Here is a 13,020-nt window from a genome sequence, read left to right as displayed (position 1 = left end):
GGCCGGCGGCCTCATCGCGAGGCTTCGACGGCTGGCGGCGGCGAGGGGCTCCAGCGCAGCAGGCACAGCAGCGCAAAGCCCATCAGGACCGCCCCGTACAGCGCATAGGCCCACCACACCGGCACCGCCGCTTCCAGCAACACGCTGCTCAGCTGGATCGCCGCGGTCGCGAGGATGGACAGCAGGAAGTTGTAGAGCGACATGATGCGGCCCTGCACCTGCGGCGACAGCGCGCCCTGCAGCTCGCTCATCAAGGTCACGCCGCTGTGGAAAAACACGCCGGTAAGGAAGTAGGCGATGCCCAGCCAGGCCAGATGGCCGGACGCGGGGAACAGCGCGATCAAGGCGCCGAACACGAACACTCCGCCCACCATCATGCGGCGCTCGCCGACCCGCTGCTCGATCGCATGCAAGGCCAGGCCGGCGGCAATGCTGCCGATGCCGAACAGGGCGTCGATCAAACCGAAGGCCGTGACCTCCAGCTGGAACTGCCGCAGCAGCAGCAGCGGCAGCAGGAAGTTCAGGAAGGGCACCGAGACGTAGAACACCAGGCAGGAGACGAACATGCGCCGCGCCGCGAGGTTGCCAGCCAGCGCCGCCAGGCCGCTGCGGTAGTCCGCCACCCAGCCCCAGGCACCGGCGCTGGCCGGCCTTGCCTGGGCGGGCCCGCGCGGGATGCGCCAGACGCTCAGGCCGCCGAGGACCGAGAGCAGGCCCGCGCTCGCGAGCGCGACGGTCTCGGACCCATGGAAGGCGATCAGGCCGCCGGCGACCGGCCCGAGCAGGGCACCGGTCTGTGAGGCAATGGAAATGGTGGAACTGCCGAGCAGCAGGTCCTCCCTGCGGACGATCTCCCGCAGCAGCGCACGCGCCGCGATCTGGTGGAACAGCGTCGATATGCCGACCGCGACCGTCATCGCGTAGACGTACCAGACCCCCTGGAAGTCCAGCAGCAACAGCGTCACCGTGAACAAAATCAGGGCGCCCTGGAACAGGTCGGCGGCCATCAGGATGGTGCGCCGGCTGAAGCGGTCGGTCCACACGCCGACCACTGGCGACAGCAGCGCGCTGGGCAGCAGGGTCAGTGTCAGCTGAAATGCCACCGAAGAGACGCGACCGGTGAGTTTCAAGAGCAGCCAGGCTGTCACGACATATGCAATACCGTCCGCCGCACGATTGCAGAGCATCCGGAGAAATAACGCCAGGAATGGCCGATCGGACAGCATGAAAAAACGTCGGTGTAAGTAATTGGTCAGCATCGGCGCGCAGTGGTTTTTATTAACTTTTCGATAAAAGGAGGGAATTTAGGCGGGCGTTGGCCTGAATGGCCGCATCGCGCCTGGAAGTGGTGCGAGTGGCCGGGTTCGGTCGATCATCAAGGATGTAGATTTAAATCGGTAGGTGTCAACCTTGACAGCCTCTTCGGACAGAATCTCTGTCAGTATTGACAGCTAGCGACTGTCTTGAGCGCGGTGCTGTAATTCCCTGCAATTGCCCTGCACACTTTCCCTTCGGCCTTTTTCACGCGAATTAATTTCGTGGCGAAGAATTCCATTGCGATCGTGCCTCCACCCAGGGTGCCAAACAGCTCGGAAGTCATGAGCCGGGCGCACGCGGAGTCAACAGATGTTGTCACTGAAAAATCGTCGAGTCGCGATTTTCGCGGAGGGTCGTTTCGGCCCCACCACCAGTAAAGTCGCCACGTCCTACCTGCGATATTGCCACCCGGATTGTGTCGCCGTGATCGACAGTCGCCTCGCGGGGCAGGATGTCGGCGCGGTGATCGGTTATGGACACGGTATTCCCATTGTTGAATCGCTGGACGCCGCGCTGGAGCGTCGGCCGGATGTTTTCATGATCGGGGTCGGCCTGTTTTCGAATGCCTTGCCGGTTGAATGGCGCTCGCAGATTGTCATGGCCTTGAAGCGGGGCATGGATGTCGTCAGCGGATTGCATTTCAGGATTGCCGGGGATCCCGAATTCAAGACCATCGCGTCCACGTCCGGCAGCCGCATCTGGGACACCAAGGAGCCGCCCGAGGAGCTGGTCACCAGTGCCGCGCGGGTCGGACCGCTCGACAATTACATCATTCACACGGTCGGCAGCGATTGCCGGGTCGGCAAGAAAACCACCGCTCTCGAAATCACGCACGCCGCATGCGGCAAGGGTTTCAACGCGGGATTTGCGGCCACGGGGCAAAGCGGCATTTACATCAGTGGCTCGGGGGTGGCGGTCGACGCCGTGCCGGCGGATTTCATCGCCGGCGTCAGCGAGGCACTGGTGCTGCAGAACGCGCCGCATCACGACTGGATCGTCGTCGAGGGTCAGGGCTCGATCTCGCACCCCGCGTACAGCGGCGTCACCCTGGGCCTGCTGCACGGCGCGATGCCGCATGCGCTCATCCTCTGCCACGAGGCCGGCCTGCAGCATCACAAGGACTGGCCGCAGGTGCCCCTGCGTCCGCTCAACGAGCTGATCGCGCTGTACGAGCAGCTGGCCTCGCACCTGCGTCCTGCCAAGGTGGTCGGTCTCAGTGTCAATTGCGCCAGCCTCGGCAAGGCCGAGGCCACCGACTACGTCCACCAGATCGAGGAGGAGACCGGCCTGCCCGCGACCGACGTCATCTATTTCGGCGCCGACCGGTTGGTCGACGCCCTGGCCCGCCACAGGCAGCACCTCCCGGAAAAGCTCGCTGCCTGAGCCAGACCGTCGCCTGGCGGCCGGACCCCAGTGCCCAGCCGCCAGGTGGCTCCATTGCGCAGTCGTTGGCTCTGCATGGCGTCGCCGCGCGCCGTGTGGATCGGCTCGCCTTGCCTGAATCGCTGCGCCGCCGAACCACCCCCATCACAGCTTTCACACCATGCGTCTTTCAGTTCAACCCGCGACCCGACTCACCGGCCACGCGACCATCCCGTCGTCCAAGCCGGAAACCCAACGTGCGATCCTGACCGCCACGCTGGCGCGCGGCCGCTCCATCGTGCACAACGACCTGCGCTGCACCGAGACCACCGCGATGAAAAACGCCTGCCGCGGGGTGGGCGCCAGCATCGACGAGCAGGATGGCCGCCTGGAGATCCAGGGGGTCGGCCGTGACCTGCGTACCGAGCAACGCATCATCGACGCGATGGGCTCGGGCCTGGTATTCCGCGTCTTCGCCGCGCTCAGCTGCTTCGCGACCTCACCGGCCATCATCACCGGCGACAAGATCCTGCGCGGACGTGTCATGGCGCCCTTGTTCGATGCCCTGCGTTCGCTCGGCGCCCGCATCCATTGCATCGGCGACGAGGGCCACGCCCCGGTCGTCAACTGGGGTGGCGGTCTGAGCGGCGGCCGCTGCGTGGTGCCCGGCAATGTCAGCTCGCAGTTCATCACCGCGCTGATGTTCTCCGCGCCGCTGGCCGACTCGCCGACCACCATCGCGATCGAGGGCGAGGTGCTGTCGATCTCCTACATCCGCCAGACCGTCGAGGCGATGCGCCGCGCCGGCATCCGGGTCGAGCACGCCGAGGACTTCTCCGGCGTGACGGTGCACCCGGGCGAGTACCAGCCCATCGAGTACCGCGCCGGCGGCGACTTCACCTCCTCGTCCTACCTGATCGCGGCGGCCGCGATCTTCCCCGGCACCACGGTGCTGTCCAACATCAACAGCCGCAGCCTGCAGGGAGAGCGGGCCATCGTCGACGTGGTCAGGGCGCTGGGCATCGAGGTGAGCTTCGACGACCGGAACGACACCCTCACGCTGGTCAACCAGCGCGGTGAACTGAGCGGCGACTACGAGTTCGACGCCAGCGACTTCCCCAACATCGTGCCGACGCTGGCGGCCATCGGCGCCTACGTCAAAGGGCGCTTCCGGGTCGTCGGCGGCTCCATCACCCGCCTGCACAAGTCGCCGCGCATCAAGGCCATGGTCAGCGAGCTGGGCAAGATGGGCGTGAACATCAAGCCGCTCTTCCGTGACGGGGTCTACGACGGCTTCGAGATCCACGGCGACGGGCAGTTCAACGGCGGCGTGAGCTTGTCCAGCTGGGGCGACCACCGCATCTTCATGTCACTGTTCGTGGCCTCGCTGCGCTGCAGGACTCCCAATCTGCTCGATGGCTACCAGGACGTGCACTGCTCCTTCCCGGACTTTTTCGAACAGTTCAAGCGGCTCGGCGTGGCCTTCGATGAGGTGAGCGTCGGCGAGACGCCGGCGCCGGTCGCGACGCTGCGCTCGGCCTGAGCGCCGCCCTGCCTTCCCGCCGCCACTTCGAGAGGACCCGTCCCATGATTTCCGCACAAGACGTCTTGTTCTACCAAAACAAGGGCTACCTGGTCGTGCCCCGCTTCTTCTCCGACGACGAGGTCGCCAGGGGGCTGCAAGCGATCGCCGAGGTGCTCGACCCGTCGCGCGCCGAGAGGGCCTACGAGATGGAGCCGCGCGACCCGCAGACGGTGCGCCGCATCTGGTCGCCGACCCAGAAGCACGCGACCTTCTCGGACCTCGCCAGCCACCCCGGGCTGCTCGACGTGATCGAGGCCCTGATCGGCCCGAACATCCTGTTCCACTACAGCAAGCTCAACATGAAGGGCCCCAAGGTGGGCAGCGTGGTCGAGTGGCACCAGGACTTCTCCTACTACCCGCACACCAACAGCGACCTGCTGACGGCGCTGATCTTCTTCGACGCCGCGACCGAGGAGAACGGCTGCCTGCGCGTGATCCCCGGCTCGCACCGGCGCGGCCTGTGCTCGCATGAGGTCGACGGCTACTTCCGGGGCAAGGTCAGCGAGGTCGACGAGAGCCAGGCGGTGTCCATCGAAGTGCCGCCCGGCAGCGTGCTGTTCCTGCACTGCCTGACCCTGCACGCCTCGGCCCGCAACGGGTCGTCCTTGCCGCGGCGCACTTTCCTGCCGGCCTACCGGGCGGCCGATGCCTTCCCGATCTACTTCGGCCCGCATGCCGCACACAACGAGCCCGGCATCCGCCTGCTGCGCGGGCAGCGCTCGCGCAGCGCGCGGGTCGAAGCCGGCCTGCACCTGCTGCCGCTGGCCGAGCGCGAGTTCGGCTCGATCTACGAGGTGCAGGAGGGCTCGCACCTGACCAAGGACCTGACGGCGATGAAAACCGCGGGCTACGCGGTCTGAGACCGGCATATCGAGGGGAAACCGCCATGATCGACTGGGGCCGGCTCGTCGCGCCGGAAATCAGACAGCTGCGGCCTTACCGGCCCGGCATCACGGAAGAGAAGCTGCAGCGCGAGCGCAGCCTGTCGCGCATCTGCAAGTTCTCCAGCAACGAGACGCCGGTCGAGCCCTCACCGGCCATCGCCGCGGCGATGCAGGAGGCGCTGCGCAAGGTCAACCGCTATCCCGACCCGCAGGCCCTGCTGGACCGGCTCGCCTCGCGCCTGCAGGTACCCGCCGAGGGCCTGCTGCTCGGCAACGGCTCGATCGATGTGATCGAGGCGGTGATCCGCACCTTCGTCAGCCCGGGCTGCAACGTGGTGCTGTCCGAGTACGGCTACAGCGCCTATGCACCCTTGATCGCGCCGCAGGGGGCCGAGGTGAGGCTGGCGCCCTCGGGTGCGGAGTTCGGTCACCAGGTGGACCGCCTGCTCGAGCGGCTGGACGGCTCGACGCGCCTCGTGATCCTCGACAGTCCGACCAACCTCTCGGGCGCGGCCTTGAGCCTGGCCGAACTGGACCGGCTGGTGCGCGCGCTGCCGCCGCGCGTCATCCTGCTGCTCGACGAGGCCTACGCCGAGTTCGCCGGCCACGACCCGGCGCGCAGCGCGGTGCTGCCGCTGGCCTTTCCCAACGTGGTGGTCGCGCGCACCTTCTCCAAGGCCTACGGCCTGGCCGGCCTGAGGGTGGGCTACGCGATCGCCGACCCGGCGCTCGCGTCCTGGGTCCAGCGCCTCAGGCCTCCCTTCCCGGTCAACCGGGTGGCGCTGGCCGGCGCGCTGGCCGCGCTGGACGACACCGGCCACCTGCAGTGGGTGGTGCAGTCGGCCCGGCGCGGCAAGGAGCAGCTCTGCGACGCCCTGCAGTCCTTCGGGGTGCCCATCGTGCGCGGCCATGCCAACTTCGTGCTGGCCGATTTCGCCCCGGGCGGCAAGCGCATCTATGAAGGCCTGCTGGCCCAGGGCCTGATCACCCGCGCGATGGACGCCTACGGGCTGCCGCAGCACCTGCGCATTTCCATTGGCGCGCCGCACGAGATCGCGCGCCTGGTCGAGGCCCTGCGCGAGCTGCTGCAGGTCCCCGGCGAGATCGCGCCCTGCCCACGGAGCGAAGCATGAACATCGTCATCGTCAGCAATTTCGCGCGTTTTCCTGGCACGCCGCGCTGGGACTTCGAGCTGGTCCGGTATGAGGACTTCATCGACCACGAGGCCCACCAGGTCAGCTACATCGCCAACCGCAAGGGCCGGACGGCGATCACCGCGCCGCCCGGCCGCTGGCGGCTCCACGAGCTGGAGGCACTGCACGACATCGCGGCCTGGCGCGGGCTGCTGCGGGACATCGCCGCTGAACACGGGCCGATCGACCGCCTGATCGTGTTCTCCGAATTCCTGCTCGACATCGCCGCCGAGCTGCGCGAGGAGTTCGACATCCCGGGCAACCGCCCCGCCGACAACCGGCTCGGGCGCGACAAGCTGCTGATGAAACACAAGGTCGGCAGCGCCGGCCTGCGGGTGCCGCACTACAAGGCGGTGTCCTCGTCGCAGGCCGCCGAGGCGGTGGCTTTTGCGCGCGAGGTCGGCTACCCGCTGATCCTGAAGCCCGTCGACGGTGCGTCGAGCGCCGGGGTCCAGGTGATCGCCGACGAGGCGGCGCTGCGTGTCGCACTCGCCGCGCTGCCGCCGGGCGAGGCCGATCTGGAGGAGTTCATCGACGGCGAGCTCTACCACGTCGACGGCCTGGTCGATGTCGAGGGGCGGGTGGCCTTGCTGCTGCCCTCGCGCTACGTCAACAACTGCTTCGACTTCACCCGCGGCGCGCCGCTCGGCTCGGTGATGCTGGAGCCCGGCAGCGCGCTGCACCAGCGGGTCACCGGGTTCTCGCGGGCCTGCATCGAGGCCATCGGGCTGAAGGCCTGCCCCTTCCACCTGGAGCTGTTCCACAGCCGGCGCGACGAACTGGTCTTCCTCGAGGTCGGTGCCCGGGTCGCCGGGGCGGACGTGCCCTACATGATCCATCGCAGCACCGGCGTCAACCTGTTCGCCGAATGGGTGGCCATGGCGATGGGCGGCACCGGCCGCGTCTCCGCCGAGCCGCGTGAGCTGGGCGGCTGGCTGATGTTTCCGCGTCCGCCGGGCCTGCCGCTGCGGGTGGAAGCGGTGACCCGTTTCCTCGGCCGCCTGCCGACGGTTTACCGCGAGCTGGTGCCGCAGGAGGGGCAGCTGCTGGAGCCCGACACCGGCTACGCCTCGATGCAGTCGGGGCGCTTCCTCTTCGCGGCGCAGCGCGCCCACGCGATCGAGCGCGACATCGCCACCGTGCTGCGCGAGTTTTCCCTGACCACCCGGCAAGCCTGAACGGCTGCGCCGCCCCCACCATGGCCAAACCCTCCCTCCTGCTGCTGGTTCACCAGGCCCGCTCCTATGTCGCGCTGATCCAGCCATATCTCGAAGCGCTGGGCCTGTCCTGCCTGGTGCTCAGCTCCCGGGCCCTCGATGCGCGCGACCTCGAGACCGCCGCCCGGTACTGCGAGCGGCTCTGGCAGGTCGATGACGACCACCTCGGCGTGGCCCATCTCGACCCCGTGCTCGCCGAGGCGCGCGCCGAGGGCTACGAGATCGTCGCCGCACTGGCGAGCTTCGAAGGCCTCCGGCTGCTGATGTCGCAGGCGAACCAGCGTATCGGCGCGACCGACGCCGAGCCCGAGGCGATACGCCGCGCGATGGACAAGCTCAGCTGCCGCAACGCCTTGTTCTCGGCCGGGCTGAGCCGCGCCCGGGCCCGCCTGATCGCGCCCGACAGCATTGCCGCGCTGCGGCGCGAACCGCAGCGCCTGTTCGTCAAGCCGCGGCGCGGCGCCGGCTCCTTCGCCTGCTTCCGGCTCGACAACAGCTTCGACGCGACCAAGCTGGCCGCGCTGCAGGAACAGATGCAGCGCGACCGTGCCTTCAAGGCCATCTTCGCCGGGCAGTTCGACTTCATCGCCGAGGACTACCTGCCCGGCGACGAGTACAGCTTCGAGGTGCTGGTGCTCGACGGCCGCAGCTATGTGATCGGCGTGCATGCCAAGTACCTCGACGATTCGGGCGGCACCACGCTGGAGACCAGCAACTCCTGCCCGGCGCCGCGCCTGTCCGATGCCGAGCAACTGGCCGGCGAGCGCTACATCGACGCGGTGCTGGCCGCACTCGGCCTGGCCGAGGGGTGTTACCACATCGAGACCCGCTACCACCCCGAGAGCGAACACTGGGACGTCATCGAGGTCAATGCCCGCATGGGCGGCGCGCTGATCAACCAGAGCATCGGTGTCTTCACCGGCGGCCTGTCGATGCTGCAGCTGTGGGTGAAGACGGTGTGCAGCCGCACGCGGCTCGAGCGCGACGCGATGCACGCCCTGCTGGCCTCGCTGCGCGAGAGCACCCGGCGCCGCGACGGCAGCCTGGTGCAGGGCACCGTGTTCCTGAGCCGCTACGGCGAACGCAACCGTGTGCTGGAACGCATCTCGCTGGAGGCGGTGCCGCGGCCGCCGGACATCTACGACATCCCCGTCCGGGAGGGCAGCCGCCTGCCCGATTCGGAGCGGGGCATCTTCCTGCTGAACGCGCTGTGGAAGGTCGACATCGCCGACATCGCCGAGGAGCTCGTGGCCCTGCCCGCGATGCTCGACGCCTCCCTCATCGTGCGCTACGCAGAGAGCGACTGATCCCAACCCAACCCTGGAAGGAAAATGAAATGAACCGTGTGAGCCATTGCGGGATCGAACGTCCCGCGCCCTTTTATTCGCTGGCCGACGGCGCCAAGGTGCGCGAGCGCCTGGACCGCTACCTGGACCAGAAGATGGCCGAATGGGCCGCCACCGTGCCCTATGCCAACCACCTCGAAAGCAAGGACCTCAACAGCCGCTGGTACCGCCGCCACACCATCGAGCATGTCTGGCGCATCCGCCTCAGCCGCTCGGCCCACTGCAAGGCGCTGCACGCCATCACCAAGATCTCGCCGGAAGCCGCGCAGCTCTATGCCGAGTACCAGGCCGAGGAAATGAACCACGACACCCTCTTCATGCAGGACTGCAAGGCGCTGGGCGTGACGCAGGAGGAGCTGCTGCGCACCGAGCCCTTCCTGGCGACCCGGCTGCTGCAGGGCTTCTTCTACTTCCTGTGCGAACACGAGAGCCCGATCGGCGTGGTGGCCTCCAGCTACCTGGTCGAGTACACCACCGCCAAGCTCACGCCCAGGCAGATCTCGGCGCTGAAGGAGTCGGTGGGCACGGACAAGATCAAGGGCCAGCTTGCGCACATCAACACCGATGTCGGCGACGACCATGCCGGCGAGATGTGGCGCATCCTGCGCTACCTGATCCACAGCGAGGAAGACGTCGAGAAGGTGCTGCGCTACTTCGACGACATCCAGACCATCCTGGCCATGTACTTCCGCGAGCTCTACGAGGCCACCGTCGCGGACAAGGCCGCGGCATGACGGGGGAGGAGGGCGGCCCGGCGGCCGACCCTGAGGTCTCCCGCGTGCGTTTGCACACGGTGTCGATCCCGGGCACCGGAGAGACCTTCTCGCTGCCGGACGGGGCCTACCTGTCCGACGCCGCCGAGCTGGAGCTGGCCGGCCTCATCTTCGGCTGCCGCGCGGGGGCCTGCGGCATCTGCACGATAGAGATCGTCGAGGGCGCGGCGAACGTCTCGCGGCAGGACGAAGGCGAGCGCGGCTTCGTTGCCACACTGGGCTATGCCCCGGAGAAGGTCAGGCTGGCCTGCCAGTGCCAGCTGCGCGGCGACATCAGCATCCGCCAGTGCTGAGCAGCGGGGGCCGTCCGCGAGGCGGCCTTGCTGTGGGTGGGGAAGTGCCGCCATGCCTACAATCCGGGCATGAGCTCCCCTTCCTATACCCGCGCGGCCGAACTGCCGGAGATCCTCAAGCAACGCATCGTGGTGCTCGACGGTGCCATGGGCACCATGATCCAGCGCTACAAGCTCGGCGAGGCGGACTACCGCGGCCAGCGTTTCGCGGCGCACGGCAAGGACCTGAAGGGCAACAACGAGCTGCTGCAGTTCACCCGGCCCGACGTCATCCGCGAGATCCACGAGGGCTACCTGCGGGCCGGCGCCGACATGATCGAGACCAACACCTTCGGCGCCACCCGCATCGCGCAGGATGACTACGGCCTGGCCCCGCTCGCCCGCGAGATGAACGTCGAGGCGGCGCGTATCGCCAAGGCCGCCTGCCTGGCCTTCAGCACGCCCGAAAAGCCGCGCTTTGTCGCCGGCGCCTTCGGCCCGACGCCGCGCACCGCCAGCATCAGCCCGGACGTCAACGATCCCGGCGCGCGCAACGTCAGCTTCGACGAACTGAAGGACGCCTACTACGAGCAGGGCGAGGGCCTGCTCGAAGGCGGCGCCGATCTTTTCCTGGTCGAGACCATCTTCGACACGCTGAACGCCAAGGCGGCGATCTTCGCGATCGACGAGCTGTTCGAGAACACCGGTGAACGCCTGCCGGTGATCGTCTCCGGCACCGTCACCGACGCGTCGGGGCGCATCCTGTCGGGCCAGACGGTCGGCGCTTTCTGGCACTCGGTGCGCCATGCGCGGCCGCTGGCCATAGGGCTCAACTGCGCGCTCGGCGCGGCCCTGATGCGTCCCTACATCGAGGAGCTGTCGAAGATCGCGGGCGACACCTTCATCAGCTGCTATCCCAACGCCGGCCTGCCCAACCCGATGAGCGAGACCGGCTTCGACGAGACGCCGGATGTCACCGGCGGGCTGATGGAAGACTTCGCGAAGGCCGGCTTCCTCAACATCGTGGGCGGCTGCTGCGGTACCACGCCGGACCACATCGCCGAGATCGCCAAGCGCGTCTCGGCCTACCAGCCGCGCTGCCGCCAGGACGCGATGTTCAGCCGGCTGGTCCAGGGCTGAGCGGTCGCGCCGGCAGTCAAAAGGCCGCCCGCGGGCGGCCTTTTTGTCGCGGCCTCGCGGCTCAGCGTGTCGCGGCGGGCGAGATGATCAGCTCGACGCGCCGGTTGGCCGCGCGGCCTTCGGCGCTTTCGTTGCCGGCCACCGGCTCGCGTTCGCCGCGGCCTTCCGCGGAGATGCGGTCGGCGGTCACGCCGTGCGTCACCAGGTAGTCGCGGGCCGAGTTGGCACGCTCCAGCGAGATGCGGTCGTTCACCGCATTGCTGCCGACGTTGTCGGTGTGGCCCACCACCCGCACCTGCAGACCCGGCGCGCGCGCCAGCGGCTCGGCCAACGTGTCGAGGAACTTGCGGAAGCGGGCGTTGATGCCGGTGCGGCCCGAATCAAAGGCTGCATCGCCGGTGGCGCGCAGCAACAGCTCCTGCTCGCCGGTGCGGCTCACTGCCACGCCGCTGCCCTGGGCGGCGCGCTGCGCGGCTTCGAACACGGCGGCCAGCGCCGGGGTCCAGCCGGGGGCGGCCGGAGCCGCGGGCGCAGCCGGTGCGCTGGTCGCGGGCGGTGTTTCGGGAGCGGGGGCGGGTTGGGTCGCGCAGCCGGCCGCCAGGGCCAGCAGGGACAGCACGCACAGCGCGGCGGCGCGGCGCGGATAAGCATTCATTCCAGGACTCCTTGAAGGGCGCCCTGCCGCGCCATTGCAGTCGGCCACGCGCCCGAAAAAACAAGCTGCCGCGGCCCGGAGGGCAGCGGCAGCCGGGATTTTCCCATCCTGGAAAGGTCGGAGCACCTCGCAGATGAGGGGCCCCGAGCCGGGGGGTCAGCGTTGTTGCTGCTGCGCCACCTGCTCGCGCTCGGCGACGTAGATCTCGACCCGCCGGTTCTGCGCGCGGCCGGACTCGTTGTCGTTGCCGGCCACCGGCTCGCGGCTGCCCCGGCCGTCGATCGCGATGCGGCTGAAGGGCACGCCGCGGCCGACCAGGTAGTCGCGCGTGCTGGCGGCACGGTCGACCGACAGGCGGTTGTTGGTGGCGTCGCTGCCGGTGGTGTCGGTGTGGCCGAAGATGCGGATCTCCGTCGCGCTGTTTTCGCGCATGCTGGTGGCGAACTTGTCGAGCACGCTGCCCAGCTGCGGCTTGATGGCCGAGCGGCCGGTGTCGAAGCCGGCGTCGGCGGGGATCTGGACCTTGATCTGGTTGTCGTTGGTGCGCTCCACGTCGATCCCGGTCCCGGCGGTGGCCTGGTCCATCTTGGCCTTCTGCTCTTCCATGCGCTTGGACCAGATGTAGCCGCCCAGTGCGCCGACCGCGGCGCCCGCGGCCGCACCGGTGGCGGCGCTCTTGCCCTTGTTGCCGCCCGCCGTCGCTACACCGATCAGCGCGCCCGCGGCCGCGCCGATGCCGGCGCCCTTGGCGGTGTTGCCCTGGGTCTCGCTCATGTTCGCGCAGCCGCTGGCGAAGACGGCGACGGCGGCGATGGAGAGGATGGAACGTTTCACGATGCACTCCTTGTTATGTGGACAGCTGCTGCATTGCAAACCATGCACCCGGGACCCGACAAGGTTCGGCAGGTGAAACATGTAACAGACGCGTCGGCGACTAGCAAGCAGGAGTCCAGCCTCAGTGTAGGTGCTCACCTCGGTGTCGCTTTCCTGCGGCGAGTTGTAGCGCTTCACCGGTCCTTGTGGCGGCCCTGCAAGGATGGACCAGCGTGTCTTCCGGTAAGTTCCTCCCGCGGCGTTGCGCCGGGGTACCGGTCCGCAGGGGAATCCTTCACGGCGGGATCCCGGGCGCTGTCATAAAATGGCGGCCTCTCCAAGGAGCGTTGCAGCGCAGCCCGATGTGGCCGCGTCAGGCTTGGAGCTGCCGAAGTCCCGCCGCCGGGCACCGCAACGACGCTCACCCGCGCCACGGGTGAGCCGTGGCCGACACTTATCTCCT

General features: G+C 68.1%; 13 protein-coding genes and 1 riboswitch. Of the genes, 9 read left to right on the top strand and 4 right to left on the bottom strand.

Annotated elements, in window-relative coordinates; all coding sequences use genetic code 11:
• Positions 1-11: 11 nt before the first annotated feature.
• Together OOT46_RS17290 and OOT46_RS17285 are read right to left on the bottom strand one after the other, a co-directional pair.
• The gene (locus OOT46_RS17290) at positions 12-1,226 is read right to left on the bottom strand and encodes an MFS transporter (RefSeq protein WP_416136211.1); all 1,215 of its coding nucleotides are present in this window, start codon (positions 1,224-1,226) and stop codon (positions 12-14) included.
• Between the two features lie 212 nt (positions 1,227-1,438).
• A complete protein-coding gene (locus tag OOT46_RS17285) occupies positions 1,439-1,600 on the bottom strand; it encodes a hypothetical protein (protein ID WP_265404873.1) in 162 nt (53 codons plus the stop codon).
• Between the two features lie 26 nt (positions 1,601-1,626).
• On the opposite strand from OOT46_RS17285, the gene OOT46_RS17280 reads away from it, so the two are divergent.
• The 9 genes from OOT46_RS17280 (at position 1,627) to OOT46_RS17240 (ending at position 11,089) form a co-directional block, all read left to right on the top strand.
• The gene (locus OOT46_RS17280; RefSeq protein WP_265404872.1) at positions 1,627-2,700 is read left to right on the top strand and encodes a DUF1611 domain-containing protein; all 1,074 of its coding nucleotides are present in this window, start codon (positions 1,627-1,629) and stop codon (positions 2,698-2,700) included.
• Positions 2,701-2,860: 160 nt separating this feature from the next.
• A complete protein-coding gene (gene aroA, locus OOT46_RS17275; RefSeq protein ID WP_265404871.1) occupies positions 2,861-4,222 on the top strand; it encodes a 3-phosphoshikimate 1-carboxyvinyltransferase in 1,362 nt (453 codons plus the stop codon).
• 44 nt (positions 4,223-4,266) lie between these two features.
• Positions 4,267-5,124 (top strand): phytanoyl-CoA dioxygenase family protein, encoded by an 858-nt coding sequence (locus tag OOT46_RS17270; RefSeq protein WP_265404870.1) that lies wholly within the window; start codon positions 4,267-4,269, stop codon positions 5,122-5,124.
• A 26-nt stretch (positions 5,125-5,150) separates the two neighbouring features.
• The gene (hisC, locus tag OOT46_RS17265) at positions 5,151-6,281 is read left to right on the top strand and encodes a histidinol-phosphate transaminase (RefSeq protein WP_265404869.1); all 1,131 of its coding nucleotides are present in this window, start codon (positions 5,151-5,153) and stop codon (positions 6,279-6,281) included.
• Positions 6,278-7,519: an ATP-grasp domain-containing protein gene (locus OOT46_RS17260; protein ID WP_265404868.1), complete on the top strand. Its 1,242-nt coding sequence runs from the start codon at positions 6,278-6,280 to the stop codon at positions 7,517-7,519. The genes hisC and OOT46_RS17260 overlap by 4 nt, the downstream gene beginning before the upstream one ends.
• Before the next feature lie 20 nt (positions 7,520-7,539).
• Entirely contained in the window at positions 7,540-8,865 is a 1,326-nt protein-coding gene (locus OOT46_RS17255) for an ATP-grasp domain-containing protein (protein WP_265404867.1), read from the top strand.
• Between the two features lie 29 nt (positions 8,866-8,894).
• The gene (locus tag OOT46_RS17250; protein WP_265404866.1) at positions 8,895-9,638 is read left to right on the top strand and encodes an iron-containing redox enzyme family protein; all 744 of its coding nucleotides are present in this window, start codon (positions 8,895-8,897) and stop codon (positions 9,636-9,638) included.
• Positions 9,635-9,970, top strand: coding sequence for a 2Fe-2S iron-sulfur cluster binding domain-containing protein (locus tag OOT46_RS17245; protein WP_265404865.1), 336 nt, complete (start codon positions 9,635-9,637; stop codon positions 9,968-9,970). Before OOT46_RS17250 ends, OOT46_RS17245 begins: the two co-directional genes overlap by 4 nt.
• A 69-nt stretch (positions 9,971-10,039) precedes the next feature.
• On the top strand, positions 10,040-11,089 hold the full coding sequence (locus OOT46_RS17240) for a homocysteine S-methyltransferase family protein (protein ID WP_265404864.1): 1,050 nt from the start codon (positions 10,040-10,042) through the stop codon (positions 11,087-11,089).
• Positions 11,090-11,150: 61 nt separating this feature from the next.
• On the opposite strand, the gene OOT46_RS17235 is transcribed toward OOT46_RS17240, so the two are convergent.
• Both OOT46_RS17235 and OOT46_RS17230 read right to left on the bottom strand, forming a co-directional pair.
• A complete protein-coding gene (locus OOT46_RS17235) occupies positions 11,151-11,744 on the bottom strand; it encodes an OmpA family protein (RefSeq protein WP_265404863.1) in 594 nt (197 codons plus the stop codon).
• Between the two features lie 156 nt (positions 11,745-11,900).
• Entirely contained in the window at positions 11,901-12,578 is a 678-nt protein-coding gene (locus OOT46_RS17230) for an OmpA family protein (RefSeq protein WP_265404862.1), read from the bottom strand.
• A 312-nt stretch (positions 12,579-12,890) separates the two neighbouring features.
• A riboswitch (S-adenosyl-L-homocysteine riboswitch) is annotated at positions 12,891-12,987 on the top strand.
• The last annotated feature ends 33 nt before the right edge of the window (positions 12,988-13,020 follow it).

The sequence above is a fragment of the Aquabacterium sp. A7-Y genome (assembly GCF_026153205.1).
In the GTDB taxonomy this organism is placed as follows: domain Bacteria; phylum Pseudomonadota; class Gammaproteobacteria; order Burkholderiales; family Burkholderiaceae_C; genus Caldimonas.
This window is presented reverse-complemented; position numbering and strand designations above follow the sequence as displayed.